Below are 16,824 nucleotides of genomic sequence, written 5' to 3' on the forward strand. Positions count from 1 at the left end.
CCGGCGAGTACCTGGCCGGCCGGGTGGCCGACCTCGACGACGTGCGGAACCGCATCGTGGCGCGGCTGCTCGGGGTGCCGATGCCGGGCGTGCCGGACAGTGACGAGCCCTATGTACTGATCGCCCGGGACCTCGCTCCCGCGGACACGGCGCTGCTCGACCCGGCGCTGGTGCTCGGGTTCATCACCGAGGAGGGCGGCCCGACCAGCCACAGTGCGATCCTGGCCCGGGCACTGGGGGTGCCGGCCGTGGTGGCGCTCCCGGGCGCGTGCGAACTGGGCGAGGGCACGGTGGTCGCCGTGGACGGCAGCACCGGCGAGGTGTTCGTGGAGCCGAGCGACGAGCGGCGTGAGCTGCTCACCGAGGCGGCGGCCGAGCGGAAGGCCGCGCTGGCGGCGTCCACCGGACCGGGTGCGACCTCGGACGGGCACAAGGTGCCGCTGCTGGCGAACATCGGAGGCCCCGGAGACGTACCCGCCGCGGTGGAGGCCGGTGCCGAGGGCGTCGGTCTGTTCCGCACCGAGTTCCTCTTCCTCGACGACAGCAGGCAGGCGCCTTCGGAGGCCAAGCAGGTCGAGGCGTACCGGACGGTGCTGGAGGCGTTCCCCGAGGGACGGGTGGTCGTGCGGGTGCTGGACGCCGGCGCGGACAAGCCGCTCGACTTCCTGACCCCGGCCGACGAGCCGAACCCGGCTCTGGGCGTGCGGGGGCTGCGGACGCTGCTGGACCACCCCGAGGTGCTGCGCACACAGCTCACCGCGCTGTCGAAGGCCGCCGAGGGTCTGCCCGTGTACCTGGAGGTCATGGCGCCGATGGTGGCGGACCGCGCCGATGCCAGGGCGTTCGCCGAAGCGTGCCGCGAGGCCGGGCTGAACGCGAAGTTCGGCGCGATGGTCGAGATCCCGTCCGCGGCCCTGCGGGCGCGGTCGGTGCTGCAGGAGGTCGAGTTCCTGTCGCTGGGCACGAACGACCTGGCGCAGTACGCCTTCGCCGCCGACCGCCAGGTGGGTGCGGTGTCCCGGCTCCAGGACCCGTGGCAGCCCGCTCTGCTCGACCTGGTGGCGTTGTCCGCCGAGGCTGCCGCGGCCGAGGGCAAGAGTTGCGGCGTGTGCGGTGAGGCCGCGTCGGACCCGCTGCTCGCGTGTGTGCTGACGGGCCTGGGTGTCACCTCCCTTTCGATGGGTGCGGCGTCGATCCCGTATGTACGGGCGACGCTGGCGAAGTACACGCTGGCCCAGTGCGAGCGGGCCGCCGCCGCGGCGCGGGCGGCGGACTCCGCCGACGAGGCGCGGCGTGCCGCGCAGGCGGTGCTGTCCGGGGAGTGACCGGCGGCCGGCGTTGGGAGGGGCTTCCCGCCGTGCGGCGGGGAGCCCCCTTTCCGTCCGGAGCGCCGAGGGGGCGCCGCCGGAGCACCGCCTGCGTCCCCGGACACGCTGAGCGTGTCGCCCTCCTCCTTGGCTTCGGGGCTCGTGCGCGCTCACGGGTGTGAGCCGCCCACGTCGAAGCCCGCCCGGTACTCGACGCCCGGCTCCGGGGACAGGGGGTCCCCGGTGTCCGCGTCCGTGCAGTAGGCGCAGAAGACCTCGGCCTCGGTGAGCGCGACCAGCCGGCCGGCGTGGAGCCGCCAGCCGTGGAGCCGGTCGGGAGCGCCGGGCAGCGAGGTTCTGAGGACGACTCCGCCGGGGCTTTCGAGGGCGACGCCGACCGCCAGGACCGTCGCGAACTCGGCGGCCTCGGAGGAGTCGAGGGCTCCCGGCCCGTCGTCGGGGCGTGTGGTGTGGAGGACCGCCAGGAGCTGCTCCCCCTGGTCGGCCGGGACGCTGCAGACGAGGTGGTGGGTCCCCGGGCCGGCGCCGTCGAGCAGTTCGGCGAGGAGCCGTGACGCGCGCTCGAACGCGGTGCGGCCCGCGTCGTCCCCGCGCTCCGGGCCGGTGCCGGCCAGGAGGGAGGTGGCGTACTCCCATGTGGCGTGCCGGACCGCGCGGTTGAGGAGCAGTGGGACGAGTTCGTCCAGCGGCTGGCCGGTGTACGCGACGGTCGCGCCGGTGGCGGCGACCTCGGCGGTGTAGCGGCTGCGGCTCGCGGAGGAGTCGGGATCGAGCCCGGCCTCCCGGCAGTAGTGGGCGAACTCCTCCGGGTCGAAGAGGGCGACGGTGGTGTGCCCGCCCTGGGTGGAGAGTGCTTTGAGCAGGCCTTCCGCGTGGCGCAGATAGTCGGGATGGTCGTCGAAGGCGAAGGTCGGGTACCGGCGCATGGCGGCGAAGTCCTCGTCGTCGACGAGGAGCCCGACGACGGCGGGTACGTCGCGGCGCAGGGCCCGGTGGCGCGCTCGCCGGTCGCCCCCGGCCCGGCCGCGTCCGCGCGCGTGGTCGTGCCGCCCGGGGTGGGTGGGCGCCGCGGTGTGGTCCGGGCCGTCCGGTGCGCGGTGTGCGCCGTCCTTGCCGTGGGTCGTGGTGCGGGTGTTCGCCTGCTGCTTGCCGTGCTGCATGGAGTCCCCCTGGCCGTTCGGGCGGTGTTGCCCAGTGCTCACTCACCGTAACCGCGGGCACTGACAACGTGGTTCCGCCGCAGGGAGGGGGACGCCGGGGGGCGCCGGTTCAGCCGCGCCCGGCGGCGCGCTCGCGCGCCAGGTGCTCGTAGAAGCGCAGCAGTTCGAGGTCGTCCACCGATCCGGGGTTCACCACCTTGGTGAGGGCGGTTCCCTGGAGCAGGCGCTTGACCGGGACCTCGATGCGCTTGCCGGTGAGGGTGTGCGGGACGCCGGGAACCTCGATGATCTCGTCCGGGACATGGCGCGGCGAGAGCTGCTCACGGATGGCCCGCTTGATCCGGGAGCGCAGGTCGTCGTCGAGCGCGGCGCCCGGTGCGAGGTGGACGAAGAGCGGCATCCAGTAGCCGCCGTCGGGTTCCTCGAGGCCGATGACCAGGGATTCCCTGATCTCGGGGAGTCGTTCCACCACTTCGTAGATGTCGGCGGAGCCCATCCGGACGCCCTGGCGGTTGAGGGTGGAGTCCGACCGTCCGTGGATGACGACGGAGCCGTGGTCGGTGATCGTGATCCAGTCTCCGTGCCGCCAGACGCCCGGGAACATCTCGAAGTAGCTGTCGCGGTAGCGGCTGCCGTCGGGGTCGTTCCAGAAGCGGATCGGCATGGACGGCATGGGGTTGGTGACGACGAGCTCGCCGACCTCGCCGACGAGGGGCTTGCCGTGCGGGTCCCAGGACTGCAGGTCGGTGCCGAGGCAGGCGGCCTGGAGTTCGCCGATGTGGACGGGCAGGGTCGGCACGGCGCCCGCGAAGCAGCTGCAGACGTCCGTGCCGCCGCTGACGGACGCGATCCACAGGTCCTCGCGGACCTCGTCGTGCAGCCAGCGGAAGCCGTCGGGCGGCAGGGGGGAGCCGGTGGTGGCGACGCAGCGGACGGTGGTCAGGTCGTGGTCGCGCGCGGGGTGCACGCCGGCCTTTCGGCAGGCCATGACGTAGGCGGCGGAGGTGCCGAAGAGGGTCGTCCCGGTGCGCTCGGCGATGGCCCACTGGGCGCCGGTGTCGGGGTGGCCGGGGCTGCCGTCGTACAGCACCACGGTGGTGCCGGTGAGCAGCCCGGAGACGAGGAAGTTCCACATCATCCAGCCGGTGGACGTGTACCAGAAGAAGCGGTCGCCGGGACCGAGGTCGCAGTGCAGTCCGAGTTGCTTGAAGTGCTCCAGCAGGATGCCGCCCTGGGACTGGACGATCGCCTTGGGCAGCCCGGTGGTGCCGGAGGAGTAGAGCACCCACAGCGGGTGCTCGAAGGGGACCTGCTCGAAGTCGGGTTCGACGTCGCCGGCGGTGAGCGCGGACCACTCCAGGGCGCCTTCGGGGGCCGGGGAGCCGAGCAGGGGGATGTGGACGACGGCGCGCAGGGTGGGCAGTTCGCGGCGGAGCTCGGCGACCACGTCGGCGCGGTCGTGCTCCTTGCCGCCGTAGCGGTAGCCGTCCACGGTGAAGAGGACGACCGGCTCGACCTGCTGGAAGCGGTCGAGGACGCTGCGGGCGCCGAAGTCGGGCGCGCACGAGGTCCAGGTGGCGCCGACGGCGGCGGTGGCGAGGAGGGCGGTCACGGCCTGCGGGATGTTGGGCAGATAGCCGCTGACGCGGTCGCCGGGCCGTACCCCGAGGGCGCGGAGTTCGGCGGCGAGGGATCCGACCTGGCGGCGCAGTTCGGCCCAGCTGACGGAAGCCGGGGTGTGTGTCTCGTCCAGATGGACGAGGGCCGGCTCATGGGCGCGGGCGGGATCCTCGGCGGTGCGCAGGGCGTGTTCGGCGTAGTTGAGGGTGGCGCCGGGGAACCACCGGGCGCCGGGCATGCCGCGGTCGGCGAGGACGCGCTCGCCGGGGGTGGAGAACCGTACGTCGAACCAGTCGGCGACCGCCTGCCAGAAGGTCTCGAGCCGGTCGACGGACCAGCGGTGCAGGGCCGGGTAGCCGCCTTCGGCGGGCGCACCGTAGCGGTCGGCGGCCCATGCCTGGAAGCGGGTGATCCGGGCCGCCGCGATGCGGTCGGCGTCGGGCTGCCAGAGGGGGGCAGGGTTCGCGCTTGAGGTCATGGGGCGGCTCCCGGGCGGCTGTGCGGCTCTGTGCGTGGTCGGCACGCGGTCGGCACGTGGTCACGTGTGTGTCCGGGCGGGGCGAGGGTGTGGCCTCGCACGGATGACAGGGACGATGCCACGTGATCGTCTTCCGCACCAGGGTTCCCCACCCATGCCGCAGTGGCTGATTGTGTGCTCTGACCACGGGTGGTGGCGCCTCGCATCGCGACGGTCGGCTTCCGGTACCGCGATCGGCGGGGACTCCCGCCGCGGGTGAACGACAGCTGAACGGACCCCGCCCCGGCCTCGGCGGATGGCAGGGTGAGCGGCATGGACGGTCGTGATCTGGCGCGCTCGGTGAGGGTGTTCGGGACGGTGCGGGGGCTGCGCGCGGCGCGTTCGGCGTGGCGCCGCAGGCGTACGGACGCGTGGGGGCTGCCCCCGCGGGGCGCGGAGCGGGCGCGGGTGCCGGGCACCGTGACCGGGGCCGAGCCGTCGCCGGGCGGCGGGCTCGTCCGCTTCGCCCGTTCGGAGCTCCGGGTGACCGTGGCGGCCGCGGGAGTCGTGTTCTGGGGCTGGGACGGTGCCGGGCCCGAGCCGTCGTACGCGCTGGACGGCGCGCCTCCGCGGCCCGATCCGCGGGCGGAGCTGGAGCCGGACAAGGCGGGCGGCTGGCGGATCGTCTCGGAGCGGGTCACGGTGGCGGTGTCCCGGCACGGCGGGGTCGAGATCCGGACACCCGGCGGGGTGGTTTTGCGCAGGGATCTGCCCCCGCGCTGGTGGGAACCGGTCGGCGGCGGCCCCGCCCGCTGGCTGCAGCGCAGTGAGGTACCCGCCGACGCCCGGTTCTTCGGCCTCGGCGGCCGCGCGTCGGGTCCCCGCCTCAGGGACGGCACGTACCGGCTGTGGAACACCGATCCGCGCGGGAGCTTCGGTCCGGACGACGATCCGCTGTACATCACGATGCCGGTGCAGTGGGTGGTCGCGGACGCGGGTACGCATCTGGCGTTCCTGGACAACTCCTGGGAGGGGCGGGTCACCCTGCGCGAGGGCGCGGAGGGCGCGGGGTCGGGGCACGACCGCCCGGGTACCAGCGAGGTCCGGATGGCGGGTGGGCCGCTGCGCTGCTGGGTGGTCGTGGGCACGCCGGCCCGGGTGCTGCGGGGGTGGACGGGGCTCACCGGGGCGCCCGTGCCGCCGCCGTCGTGGGCGCTGGGGCCGCAGCACGCGCGCTGGGGCTTCGGCAGCGAGCGCGAGGTGCGCCGGGTGGTGGCGGGCTACCGGGGGCGGGGTCTGCCGCTGTCGGCGCTGCACCTGGACATCGACCACTACGACGGCCACCGGGTCTTCACCGTGGACACGGAGCGCTTTCCCGACCTGCCCCGGCTGGCGGAGGATCTCCGGGCGGAGGGGGTGCGGCTGGTCTCGATCGTGGATCCGGCGGTGAAGGCCGAGCCCGGCAACGAGGTGTACGACACGGGCGCCGCGGCCGGCGCGTTCGTCCGGGACGGGCGGGGGCGCGAGGTGCGCGGCGAAGTGTGGCCCGGCGAGTGCGTGTATCCGGACTTCACCGATCCGCGGGTCCGCGCCTGGTGGGGTGGGCTGTACGAGGAGCGTCTGGCGCAGGGCTTCTCCGGGGTGTGGCACGACATGAACGAGCCGGTGTCGTTCACCCCGTTCGGCGACATGACGCTGCCCCGCTCGGCCCGGCACTGCCTGGAGGGCCGGGGCGGCGACCACCGTGAGGCCCACAACGTGTACGGCCTGGCGATGGCGCGGGCGGGCTACGAGGGCTTGCGGAGGCTGCGTCCGCGGGAGCGGCCGTTCCTGTTCTCCCGCTCCGGCTGGGTGGGCATGCAGCGGTACGGCGGGACCTGGTCCGGTGATGTGGCGACGGGCTGGCCGGGGCTGCGGGCCTCACTGTCGCTGGTGCTGGGACTGGGGCTGTGCGGGGTGCCCTACTCGGGTCCCGACGTGGGCGGGTTCGACGGGAGCCCGTCGCCCGAGCTGTTCCTGCGCTGGTTCGAGCTCGCCGCGTATCTGCCGCTGTTCCGTACGCACGCGGCGATCGGCGCGGGGCGCCGGGAGCCGTGGGAGTTCGGCCCGCAGGTCCTCGGGCACGCCAGGGCGGCACTGCTCGAACGGGAGCGGCTGCGCCCCTACTTCGTGACCCTGGCGCATCAGGCACGGCAGACCGGGGCTCCGTATGTGCGGCCGTTGTGGTGGGAGGCGCCGCGCGACCGGGCGCTGCGGGACTGCGGGGACGCCTTCCTGCTGGGTGACGCGCTGCTGGTGGCGCCGGTGCTGGAGCGGGGGGCGGACCGGCGTGCGGTGCGGCTGCCGCGGGGGCTCTGGTACGACACGGTGTCCGGCGGCTCGTACGAGGGCCCGGGGCAGGTCCTGCTGGACGCCCCGCTGTCGCGGATCCCGGTGCTCGCGCGGGCGGGTTCGGTGATTCCGGTACGTGCCGAGGGCGGCCGGACCGGACTGGAGGTGTGGGCCCCGGCGCCGGGGCGCAGCGGCGGCGGGGCGGTGGTGGAGGACGGCCCTCCGGGGGCGCGGCCCGTGGTGGAGCGGTACGCCGCACGGCTGGTGGACGGCCGGACCGTGGTGGAGCGGGTGTCCGACGCGGTGTCCGGCGCCGGATCGGTGCCGCCGGAGCGTCCGGTGCGGGTGCGCGGCGGGCCGTCGGCACGCCCGCCCGGCCCGGCTCAGCCGTAGCGGCCGGCGAACCAGTTCCGTACCGCCGCGGTGTGCAGGGGGAAGGCGAGTTCGGCCGGCTCGTGCAGGACGTGCCACCCCTCCGTCTCGTCGGTCGGGGCCGAGGGCGGGAGTTCGTCCGCGGGACGGTGCGGGAGCAGGCCGAAGAGCAGCAGGTGCCCGCCGGGCGAGCTGAGGGCGTCGGCGAGACGGACGTCCTGCTGCGCGGCGTCGATGCCGGTCTCCTCCTTCAGCTCGCGGACGACGGCTTGCCTCCAGTCCTCGCTGTGGTCGATGAACCCGCCGGGCAGGGCGACCCGGCCGCGCTGGGGTTCGATGGTGCGGGTGATCACGACGAGTCCGGTGGTGCGCGGGCCGGTGACGGGGAGCAGGGCGACGGCCACGGGGAGGGGGTTGCGGTAGGCGATGTCACCGCAGTCGGCACAGCTCCTGGGCCAGCCCGCGGGACCGTGGTACGGAGCCCCGCAGCTGGAGCAGTGGGAGTCCCGGACCGGCGTCCGGTGCACGGGCGTGCGGGCCGTTGCGGCGCCGGTACCGGGTGTGGTTTCGCGGGGCTCGGTCACATGCCGACTCTACGCGACGGCGGACCCCGCGGTCCGCGCCACTGGAGCCGGGGCCAGGGGCAGGGCCGGGGCCGGGTGCTTCCGCGATCCCGGCGCCGGATCAGTCCCCCGGGGCACCGTGGAGGGACCGCCGGGACACGGGGAAGTCGAAGTATGTGCCGGGGAAGAGTTCCGGCCGATGGGTGAAGTGCCACCACTCCTGGGGCAGGTTGACGAAGCCGACGCGGGCGAGGGCGCTCTCGAGCAGCTGCCGGTTGGCGCGCCGGGCGCCCTGGACGCGCGGGTCGCCGGTGTGCGAGAGCGTGTCGAAGCAGTCGTACCCGGTGCCCATGTCGGCGGAGTTGTCCGGAAAGCGCTCCGGCCGCGGTGCGTAGCAGGGGACGAGGGGCTCGCCGGGCACGTACGGGCGGGTCTTCGCGGCCGGGAGGGGGACGACGGTGAGGTCGACGGTGCTGCCGCGGCTGTGACCGGACTTCTCGGCGATGTAGCCGTCCGCGAGGAGTCTCGGCTTGTCGACGCGTGGATAGAACTCCTGCTTCATCCGCTCGTCGGTGAGGTTTCGGGCCCAGCGCACGAAGTGGTCCACGGCGCGCTGCGGCCGGTAGCAGTCGTAGACCTTGAGCGAGTAGCCCTTGCGCAGCAGGGTGCGCTGGGCCGTGCGGAGCGCCCGGGCGGCGGGGCGGGTGAGGATGCAGACCGGTTGGCGGTAGCCGTCGATCGGTTCCCCGACGAAGTTGTGCGCCGTGGTGTAGCGGATGTCCTGGAGGATCGTCGGATCGACGGAGCCCAGCGTGACGAATCCCCGGGGGGCCGTCGGTTCGGAGACGGCGCGGGGCGGTGCGGCGGAGGCGCCCGGCGCGGCGGCGGTCACGACGGCCGGGGCCGTCAGGGCGGTGAGGGCGAGCAGGGCGGTGAGGGCGGTGAGGACGCGGCGTGCCGCGAGTGCGCGGCGTGCCGCGAGTGCGCGGCGTGCCGCGAGTGCGCGGCGTGCCGCGAGTGCGCGGCGTGCGGCAAGTGCGCGGCGTGCGGTGAGTGCGGTGGCGGGTCCTCTTATGCGCGTCATGCGCACCGTCTATCAGCAACCGGTGGCCGGGACCAACCCGGGGATGCGGGCCGCCCCTTCTCCCGTGCCGGACACCGAGCAGGCGTGGTGCAGCGGACATCGAACAGGCCCGGCCGTGGGCGCCGTTCGGCACGCCGGCGGGCGGGCCTCCCGCGGTGGCCGCGACCGGGCGCCCCGCCGGGTCGTGCCCGTGCCCCGCGCATGGCACACTGGCCAGAGTTCTGACGAATCGTCAGTTCTGTGATGCGGACGTCCGGGAGGGGCCTTGACGCGGGTACGCAGACCGGTGGTGGCGGGCTGGTTCACCAAGTCGGACGACGAGGAGGGGTTCCGGCTGCTGGGCACCCGCTGCGGCGCCTGCTCGGCGGTGTTCTTCCCACGTGAGGACGCGCTCTGCCGCAACCCCGCCTGCGCGGGCGGCGTGCTCACGGAGGTGGCGCTGTCGAAGCGGGGGCGCGTGTGGTCGTACACGGACGGCCGCTACCGTCCGCCGGCGCCGTACGTCTCCGACCCGGAGTCCGGGTGGCAGCCGTACACCCTCCTCGCCGTCGAGCTGGCGGCCGAGCGGATGGTGGTGCTCGGGCAGGCGGTCCCGGGGGTGACGGTCGCGGACCTGAGCGTCGGCACGGAGGTCGAGGTGGTGCCCGGGATCCTCTCCGAGGACGCGGACACGGTGTGGACGACCTGGCAGTGGCGCCCGGTCGAGGAGGAGCGGTGAACGAGGTCGCGGTGCTCGGCGCGGGCATGCACCCGTGGGGCAAGTGGGGCCGGAGCTTCATCGAGTACGGGACGGCCGCAGCCCGTGCCGCGCTCGCGGACGCGGGGATCGGCTGGGCCGACGTCCGGTCGGTGGTCGGCGCCGGCACGATCCGCTGCGGATACCCCGGCCATGTCGCGGGAGCGGCCTTCGCCCAGGCCCTGGGCTGGCAGGGGACCCGCGTCACCAGCGTGTACGCGGCCTGTGCCTCGGGGGCACAGGCCATCGACACCGCACGGGCCCAGATCCTGTCGGGCATCGCCGAGGTGGTGCTGGTCGTCGGCGCCGACTCCGCGCCGAAGGGGTTCTTCGCACCCGCCGGCGGCGACCGGCCCGACGACCCCGACTGGCTGCGCTTCCGGCTGCTCGGCGCCACCAACCCGGCCTACTTCGCCCTGTACGCGCGCCGCCGCATGGCCCTCCACGGCGACACCCCGGACGACTTCGCCCGGGTCAAGGTCAAGAACGCGGCGGCCGGGGCGCTCAACCCGTACGCCCGGTACCGCACGGCGGTGAGCGCCGGGCAGGTCGCGGCCTCCCCCGTCGTCGCCGACCCGCTGCGGCTGCTCGACGTCTGCGCCACGTCCGACGGCGGCGCCGCACTGGTGCTGTCGAGCATGGAGTACGCCCGCCGGCACGGCGCCGGCGATCCGGTCCGCATCCGCGCGGTCTCGACGGTCACCCCCGTCTACCCCAGGACCGAGCCCGGCCTCCCGGACATCGCCACCGACTCGGCGGTCGCCGCCGGTCCACCGGCCCCGGGATTCCGGGAGTCGATCGCCCGCGCCGCGTACGAGGAGGCCGCGCTGGGGCCGGAGGACCTGTCGCTCGCGGAGGTGTACGACCTGTCCACCGCACTGGAGTTGCAGTGGTACGAGGACCTGGGGCTGTGCCCGGAGGGTGAGGGCGCCGGGCTGCTCCGCGACGGGGCGACCGCCCTGGGCGGCCGGATCCCGGTCAACGCCAGCGGCGGGCTGGCCTCGTTCGGGGAGGCCGTACCGGCCCAGGCCATCGCCCAGGTGTGCGAACTGACCTGGCAGCTTCGAGGAACCGCGGGCGAACGCCAGGTGACGGGGGCGCGCGCCGGAATGACCGCGAACCAGGGGCTGTTCGGTCACGGATCGGCAGTCGTCGCGGTCAGCTGAGCGATCCCGGTCCGCCACGTGCCCGCGCGGTACCGGGGCCCGCCGGCGCCCGTGCAGCGCGCGCGGGAGAGGCGACCTTGACGGGCCGGTGACCCGGGGGAAAACTGCCTCTTCGTCGGCGCCGCCCCAAGCAGCGCGGCGTTCCGGCGCGCTCACCACGCTCGTCACGGAGACCGCGTACGGCACGGCCCCGGCCCTCCGCCCTGCCTCCGCGCTCCGTAGCCATGGGAATCCGCACCCAGCCTGGAGCCGCCATGAGCAACGCAGACATCTTCCTCGGCGAGGTCATCGGCACCGCGATACTGGTCCTCTTCGGCGCGGGGGTCTGCGCCGCCGTCACCCTCGACCACTCCAAGGCCAAGGCGGCGGGCTGGGTCGTCATCGCCTTCGGCTGGGGATTCGGCGTGCTGGCGGGCGCGTACACCGCGGCGCCCCTGTCCGGCGGTCACCTCAACCCGGCCGTGACCGTGGGCATCGCCGTCGACACCGGCGAATGGGGCAAGGTCCCGCTGTACATGGTGGCCCAGCTGACCGGGGCGTTCCTCGGGGCCGTACTGGCCTGGCTGGCCTACTACGCGCAGTTCCGGGCGAACACCCGGCCCACGCTGGGAGTCTTCTCGACCGCCCCGGAGATCCGCAGCCCCACGGCCAATCTGCTCACCGAGACCGTCGCCACGGTCGGACTGGTGCTGCCGCTGCTGGCCTTCGGGCGCAACGCAGGCATCGGTATCGGCCAGGTCCCGGGCGAAGCCGCGGGGATCTACGGCTCCGGGATCTCGGTGCTGCTGGTGTCGCTGCTCGTCGTCGGCATCGGACTGTCACTCGGCGGGCCGACCGGCTACGCCGTCAACCCCGCCCGCGACCTGGGCCCGCGGCTGGCGCACGCGCTGCTGCCCATCCCCGGCAAGGGCACATCCGACTGGGGTTACGCCTGGATCCCGGTGGCCGGGCCGCTCCTCGGCGGGCTGCTCTCGGGCGTGATCTTCAACATCGTGTTCTGAACCGCCACACCGGACCCTCCGGGTGCACCGCCCGGTCGGCACCCGTTCCCACCGCAGCCCCAGGGCAGCGCCATCCGACAAGAGGACGTCATGACGGACACCTCCCAGAAGCTCGTCGCCGCCATCGACCAGGGCACCACGTCAAGCCGCTGCATCATCTTCGACCGGAACGGGGCGATCGTCGCCGCCGACCAGCGGGAGCACCGTCAGATCTTCCCCAAGCCCGGCTGGGTGGAGCACGACGCCGGCGAGATCTGGTCCACGGTGCAGGCCGTGGTCGCCGGAGCGCTCGCCAGGGCCGGGCTGCGGGCCGGGCAGCTCAGCGCCCTCGGCATCACCAACCAGCGCGAGACCACGGTTCTCTGGGACAGGTCGACGGGCAGGCCGGTGCACAACGCCATCGTCTGGCAGGACACCCGCACCTCCGCGCTGTGCACCGAACTCGGCGGCGCGGACGGGCAGGACCGGTTCCGCGACGCCACCGGCCTTCCGCTCGCCAGCTACTTCTCGGGCCCGAAGGCCGCCTGGCTGCTGGACCACGTGCCCGGACTCCGCGAGCGGGCCGAGCGGGGGGAGATCGCCTTCGGCACCATCGACTCCTGGCTGATCTGGAACCTGACCGGCGGTACCGACGGCGGCGTCCACGTCACGGACGTCACCAACGCCTCCCGCACCATGCTGATGAACCTGGAGACGCTCCAGTGGGACGCCTCCGTCCTCGCCGCGATGAACGTGCCGGAGGCGGTCCTCCCGCAGATCCGCTCCTCGGCGGAGGTCTACGGGACCGCCGTGGGCCCGCTGGAGGGCGTACCGGTCGCCTCCGCGCTCGGCGACCAGCAGGCCGCCGTCTTCGGCCAGGCCTGCTACGACCCGGGAACGGCGAAGAACACATACGGCACGGGCAGCTTCCTGCTGCTCAACACCGGCAACCGGCCGGTGCCCTCCAAGCACGGCCTGATCACGACGCTCGGCTACAAGATCGGTGACTCCGACCCGGTCTACTGCCTCGAGGGCTCCATCGCGATCACGGGTGCGCTGGTGCAGTGGTTCCGGGACCAGCTCGGGATCATCGGCAGCGCGGACGAGATCGAGCCCCTGGCCGCGAGCGTCGAGGACAACGGAGGGGCGTACATCGTGCCGGCCTTCTCCGGGCTGTACGCACCGTACTGGCGCTCCGACGCCCGCGGGGTGATCACCGGCCTCACCCGGTACGTCACCAGGGCGCATCTGGCCCGGGCCGTGCTGGAGGCGACGAGCTGGCAGACGCGTGAGGTGGTGGACGCGATGTACCAGGACTCGGGGGTGCCGATCAGCACACTCAAGGTGGACGGCGGGATGACCGCGAACGGGCTGCTGATGCAGCATCAGGCCGACGTACTGGACGTGCCGGTGATCCGTCCCAGGGTGTCCGAGACGACCTGCCTGGGTGCGGCGTACGCCGCGGGCCTCGCCACCGGGGTGTGGGGCGGGCTGGACGAGCTGAAGGAGCACTGGCGGCGCGACGCCGAGTGGTCGCCGCGGATGTCCCCGGAGGTGCGGGACCGGGAGTACGGCAACTGGCGCCGGGCCGTGGAGCGGAGTTTCGGCTGGCAGCGGGACGACGCCGGGTAGCCGCCCGCCACCTCGGGCCACGGCTCGTACCGTTCCTATTCAGTGGGCAGGAGTGAGTCTTGGACCCAGACCTGGTCACTGCGGACATCCCGAACGGTCTTGGGTGTCCTGGTCGCCCGCGTTCGCTCCGCGTCCGGTGGCACGCATCGTGTGCGTGGTCCGGGAATGCGGGGGCGGGTTTCCTCACGCCCTCGGTCACGGTGTCCGGCCTGGGCGGTCCGATGCCCACGACGATCGCTCTGGTCGTCGTGGGGCGGTGCCGTCCGTCGCCGGATACGGTGTCCAAGGGCGCGTCGTCCGATCGCGACGCTTGCCGCGTCGTGTCGGCTGGTCCTGCGGTTCTTCGAGGCCAGGGGCTTCTGCCAGTGCTCAGCGCCCCAGCGGGAGGTGTACGCCGGGTCCACGGCGACGAGGGGGATGGCGAGTTCGGCCGCCATGGACACGAGCCGGGCTCGCAGCCTGGCCACGGGCATGCCGGAGATGAGCCTGCGGAACCGCTTACGCCGTCCGTGCTTCTCCCGGGTCTTCTCCGAGCCGAAGTCGAGGTCTTCTACCGCGATCGACAGGCCGTACCGCTTGGCCCAGTGCAACAGGCGGGTGAGGGCGTGCCGGACCTGGGCGTCCCGGTGCCGGGTGTTGCCGGACAGGTCGTAGGAGAAGCGGCGGGGCTCGCCGCACGGGTTGCCGTGGGCGTCGAGCCGTCACGCGGCGAGGTGATCGGCGTTCGTGTCGACGCCGATCAGGCCCCCGGTGCGGGCCTGGGTGAGGGGCACGGTCTGGACTGGCGGGATCGTCCACGACGCGGTCAGGTACCAGCGTCCGCGCTCCACGTCCAGGTGGATGCGGTAGGCGACGGCACGGTTCGCGGCCACGCGGTCAGCCCACTGATCGCCCCGGTGATGGAACCGCACGGTGCCGATGGGGACGTACCGGCCGTGCCTGGCGTTGGCCAGGTGCGCGAGCGGCGTCGGCAGCTTGATGCCGACCTGGCCGTCCGGGGTGACGCGGATCGTTTCGTTGCCGAAGCGTTTGCCCGACTCGCCGTCAGCGGCGAGGAACCAGCGTTCGGCTTCCCAGCGCTGCCGCCACGCATCCTCGGTGAGCCGCGCGGCGTCGAGGTTATGCCGGCCCAGGGCCAGCTTCTTCCCGCCGCGTATGACGCGGACACGCCCCGTTTCACGGTCGGCCTGCTCACCCTCCAGCCGGTCTTCCAGCAGGTGCAGGCGCCGTGTCTTGACGAACCACTCCTGTTTCGTGCGGTATCCGCCCGGCGCCCGTTTCGTGCCCCTCTCCCCGACCGGCAGTGACAGGCGGCGCGCGACCGTGCGGATACCGGCCTCCAGGCCCTGGATGTGCGCCAGCTGGGCCCTGCGGGACAGCGCCCACTGATCGTGCGTGGCCTTCGTGATGCTCCCCGCCCAGCGCGAGGAGGAATCCTCAGTCAGCTCCCGCTTACGGGCCGCCCACGTCTCGGTGGAGTGCTCCAGTCCGTCAGCACACCTGCGCTTGAGATCCTTCGACGCCAGCGAGCCGAGGTGCACGCCCACGGCCCGCAGCACCTTGTCATCCTCGGCAGTCAGGCCCTTGAACCGGGTGCGGATCGCTACGCCGGACGGGCCGAGAGCGACGAACGGCGCGGCGATCGGGCGGAGGTCAGCCATGTGCGGCGGCCTCCAATGCCTTGCGGGCGCGGTTCTTCGCTGACCTGCGCCCGTACAGGCGGACGCACAACGACGTCAGCACCTCCACCATGTCCCGCACCAGGTCGTCTTCGACCTCGCCGTCGTCCAGCACCAGCAGGCGACGGCCCGTCGCGGACAAGGCGGCCTCGACAAGCCCGACGTTCATCCGGCCGAGCCGGTCCTTGTGCTCCACCACCACGCAGGTCACGTTCGGGTCGGCCAGCAGACGCCGGGCCTTGGAACGGCAGCCGTCCATCCCGGAAGCGGTCTCCGCCTCAACACGAACGACTCGGTGACCGGCCTTCGCCACCCACGCCGACAGCCGAGCGACCTGGCGTTCCAGATCGGTCCTCTGATCGTGCGAGGACACGCGGGCATACAGGCCCAGACCGCCGATGGCCTCGGGCGTGGTGTTCGCCTCGATGTTCACCAGGATCGTGCGTGGCCCGACCCTTCCCCAAGCTCTCAACTTCGTTCGAGCAGGGGAGACCCCATTGCCGGTACCGGCAACGTCCCCTCACGGAACCAGCGATACGCGGTCTGCGGATGCACACCCTGCGTCCTCGCCCATTCCGTCAGATTCACGCTCTGACAACGACACTCACTCATACATGGATACGCCCACTCACCCGACTTCGAGGACCAGCAGGTGGAGACCCCCGCCGGCGGAGGTACGGGCCGTGCCGTGCCCGAGGGGCGGGTGCCGGCCGGCACGGCTCAGGTCGCCGCGGGCTCCCGCTCCCTGGTGGACCGCACCAGGGCGTGCTCCACGACCGCCACCAGCACCGACTTGACCGACTCCCGCTCACGGGCGTCGCACATCAGGAGCGGTACCTCGGGGTCGAGGTCGAGGGCCGCCCGCACGGTCTCCTCGGGGTACTCCTCCGCGCCATCGAAGCGGTTGACCCCCACGGTGAACGGGATGCCGCGCCGCTCGAAGTAGTCGACGGCGGCGAAGGAGTCCTCCAGGCGGCGGGTGTCGGCGAGCACGACCGCGCCGAGCGCCCCCTGGGCCAGCTCGTCCCAGAGGAACCAGAACCGGTCCTGACCGGGGGTGCCGAAGAGGTACAGGACCAGATCCTCGCGCAGGGTGATCCGGCCGAAGTCCATCGCGACCGTCGTCGTGCTCTTGGACTCCACCCCTTCGAGGTCGTCCACGGGCCGGCCCGCCTCGCTGAGGGTCTCCTCGGTGCGCAGCGGCTTGATCTCGCTGACCGCGCCCACGAGGGTGGTCTTGCCGACCCCGAAGCCGCCGGCCACAAGGATCTTCAGTGTCACCGGCTCCACCGGCGTCTCCCGTCGGCTAGAGCGCCCGAAGACCATTGATCACCTCGCGGAGAATGCTGACGTCCGGCAGCTCTGCCGGCGGAACGGGACGGGTCACATGGACCAGGGCGTCGTCGACGAGATCGCCCACGAGTACCCGGATCACCCCGACGGGGAGGTCCAGGCCGGCGGCGAGCTCGGCGATCGACTGGGGGGTGGTGCCGCAGCGTTCGACGATCTCCACGTGCTCCGGGGAGAGCGTCCGGTCCCGGCCTGGGTCGTGGGCGGCCGGTTCCGGCACGACGAGCGCGATCAGGTCGAGCCGGTGCTCCGTGGTACTGCTGGTCCGGCCGCGGGTCATCGCGTAGGGACGGACGACCGGACCGGCTTCGTCGTCGAACCACCGGGGGGCTTGCCGGACCTGCTGTCTGCCGTCAGTCATGGCCC

General features: G+C 73.2%; 12 protein-coding genes and 2 pseudogenes (1 of these 14 only partly in view). 6 read left to right on the top strand and 8 right to left on the bottom strand.

Annotated features, from left to right (window positions below; all coding sequences use genetic code 11):
* Window positions 1-1,325 carry the 3' portion of a phosphoenolpyruvate--protein phosphotransferase gene (gene ptsP / locus DDW44_RS10955; RefSeq protein WP_108906302.1) on the top strand. 346 nt of this gene lie to the left of the window's left edge, so 1,325 of the gene's 1,671 nt are visible here — the last part of the coding sequence; its start codon lies off the left edge, out of view; its stop codon occupies window positions 1,323-1,325.
* Window positions 1,326-1,477: 152 nt separating this feature from the next.
* Here the strand turns inward: ptsP and DDW44_RS10960 are convergent, their stop codons facing one another.
* Together DDW44_RS10960 and DDW44_RS10965 are read right to left on the bottom strand one after the other, a co-directional pair.
* Window positions 1,478-2,488, bottom strand: coding sequence for a hypothetical protein (locus tag DDW44_RS10960; RefSeq protein ID WP_108906303.1), 1,011 nt, complete (start codon window positions 2,486-2,488; stop codon window positions 1,478-1,480).
* Window positions 2,489-2,597: 109 nt separating this feature from the next.
* Window positions 2,598-4,586 (bottom strand): acetoacetate--CoA ligase, encoded by a 1,989-nt coding sequence (locus DDW44_RS10965; RefSeq protein WP_108906304.1) that lies wholly within the window; start codon window positions 4,584-4,586, stop codon window positions 2,598-2,600.
* A 312-nt stretch (window positions 4,587-4,898) separates the two neighbouring features.
* On the opposite strand from DDW44_RS10965, the gene DDW44_RS10970 reads away from it, so the two are divergent.
* The gene (locus DDW44_RS10970; RefSeq protein ID WP_108906305.1) at window positions 4,899-7,289 is read left to right on the top strand and encodes a glycoside hydrolase family 31 protein; all 2,391 of its coding nucleotides are present in this window, start codon (window positions 4,899-4,901) and stop codon (window positions 7,287-7,289) included.
* On the opposite strand, the gene DDW44_RS10975 is transcribed toward DDW44_RS10970, so the two are convergent.
* Entirely contained in the window at window positions 7,280-7,795 is a 516-nt protein-coding gene (locus DDW44_RS10975; RefSeq protein ID WP_167455573.1) for an NUDIX domain-containing protein, read from the bottom strand. The two genes, DDW44_RS10970 and DDW44_RS10975, sit on opposite strands and share 10 nt — an antisense overlap.
* 157 nt (window positions 7,796-7,952) lie before the next feature.
* Complete coding sequence (locus DDW44_RS10980) at window positions 7,953-8,915, bottom strand: M15 family metallopeptidase (protein WP_108906307.1); 963 nt, start codon at window positions 8,913-8,915, stop codon at window positions 7,953-7,955.
* Between the two features lie 286 nt (window positions 8,916-9,201).
* Here DDW44_RS10980 and DDW44_RS10985 point away from each other — a divergent pair, with 286 nt between their 5' ends.
* The 4 genes from DDW44_RS10985 (at window position 9,202) to glpK (ending at window position 13,429) form a co-directional block, all read left to right on the top strand.
* The gene (locus DDW44_RS10985; RefSeq protein WP_108906308.1) at window positions 9,202-9,633 is read left to right on the top strand and encodes a Zn-ribbon domain-containing OB-fold protein; all 432 of its coding nucleotides are present in this window, start codon (window positions 9,202-9,204) and stop codon (window positions 9,631-9,633) included.
* Window positions 9,630-10,817 (top strand): lipid-transfer protein, encoded by a 1,188-nt coding sequence (locus tag DDW44_RS10990; RefSeq protein WP_166802714.1) that lies wholly within the window; start codon window positions 9,630-9,632, stop codon window positions 10,815-10,817. The genes DDW44_RS10985 and DDW44_RS10990 overlap by 4 nt, the downstream gene beginning before the upstream one ends.
* 254 nt (window positions 10,818-11,071) lie before the next feature.
* Complete coding sequence (locus DDW44_RS10995; protein WP_108906309.1) at window positions 11,072-11,818, top strand: MIP/aquaporin family protein; 747 nt, start codon at window positions 11,072-11,074, stop codon at window positions 11,816-11,818.
* Between the two features lie 90 nt (window positions 11,819-11,908).
* Window positions 11,909-13,429 (top strand): glycerol kinase GlpK, encoded by a 1,521-nt coding sequence (gene glpK / locus DDW44_RS11000; protein ID WP_108906310.1) that lies wholly within the window; start codon window positions 11,909-11,911, stop codon window positions 13,427-13,429.
* A gap of 35 nt (window positions 13,430-13,464) precedes the next feature.
* Here the strand turns inward: glpK and DDW44_RS11005 are convergent.
* The 4 genes and pseudogenes from DDW44_RS11005 to DDW44_RS11020 form a co-directional block, all read right to left on the bottom strand.
* A pseudogene (locus DDW44_RS11005) lies at window positions 13,465-15,090 on the bottom strand (IS200/IS605 family accessory protein TnpB-related protein).
* Window positions 15,083-15,696: pseudogene (locus DDW44_RS11010) on the bottom strand (IS607 family transposase). The pseudogenes DDW44_RS11005 and DDW44_RS11010 overlap by 8 nt, the downstream one beginning before the upstream one ends.
* A gap of 132 nt (window positions 15,697-15,828) precedes the next feature.
* Window positions 15,829-16,434, bottom strand: a complete 606-nt coding sequence (locus DDW44_RS11015; RefSeq protein WP_108906311.1) for a GTP-binding protein — start codon at window positions 16,432-16,434, stop codon at window positions 15,829-15,831.
* Window positions 16,415-16,819: a DUF742 domain-containing protein gene (locus tag DDW44_RS11020; RefSeq protein WP_017949583.1), complete on the bottom strand. Its 405-nt coding sequence runs from the start codon at window positions 16,817-16,819 to the stop codon at window positions 16,415-16,417. Before DDW44_RS11020 ends, DDW44_RS11015 begins: the two co-directional genes overlap by 20 nt.
* Window positions 16,820-16,824 lie beyond the last annotated feature (5 nt).

Origin of the sequence: Streptomyces tirandamycinicus (assembly GCF_003097515.1) — a bacterium.
In the GTDB taxonomy this organism is placed as follows: domain Bacteria; phylum Actinomycetota; class Actinomycetes; order Streptomycetales; family Streptomycetaceae; genus Streptomyces; species Streptomyces tirandamycinicus.

Coding starts and splice junctions, on each gene's coding strand:
- DDW44_RS10970 (WP_108906305.1), top strand. CDS start 4,899: ATGGACGGTCGTGATCTGGCGCGCTCGGTGAGGGTGTTCGGGACGGTG.
- glpK (WP_108906310.1), top strand. CDS start 11,909: ATGACGGACACCTCCCAGAAGCTCGTCGCCGCCATCGACCAGGGCACC.
- DDW44_RS11020 (WP_017949583.1), bottom strand. CDS start 16,819: ATGACTGACGGCAGACAGCAGGTCCGGCAAGCCCCCCGGTGGTTCGAC.
- DDW44_RS10995 (WP_108906309.1), top strand. CDS start 11,072: ATGAGCAACGCAGACATCTTCCTCGGCGAGGTCATCGGCACCGCGATA.
- DDW44_RS11015 (WP_108906311.1), bottom strand. CDS start 16,434: ATGGTCTTCGGGCGCTCTAGCCGACGGGAGACGCCGGTGGAGCCGGTG.
- DDW44_RS10980 (WP_108906307.1), bottom strand. CDS start 8,915: ATGACGCGCATAAGAGGACCCGCCACCGCACTCACCGCACGCCGCGCA.
- DDW44_RS10960 (WP_108906303.1), bottom strand. CDS start 2,488: ATGCAGCACGGCAAGCAGCAGGCGAACACCCGCACCACGACCCACGGC.
- DDW44_RS10965 (WP_108906304.1), bottom strand. CDS start 4,586: ATGACCTCAAGCGCGAACCCTGCCCCCCTCTGGCAGCCCGACGCCGAC.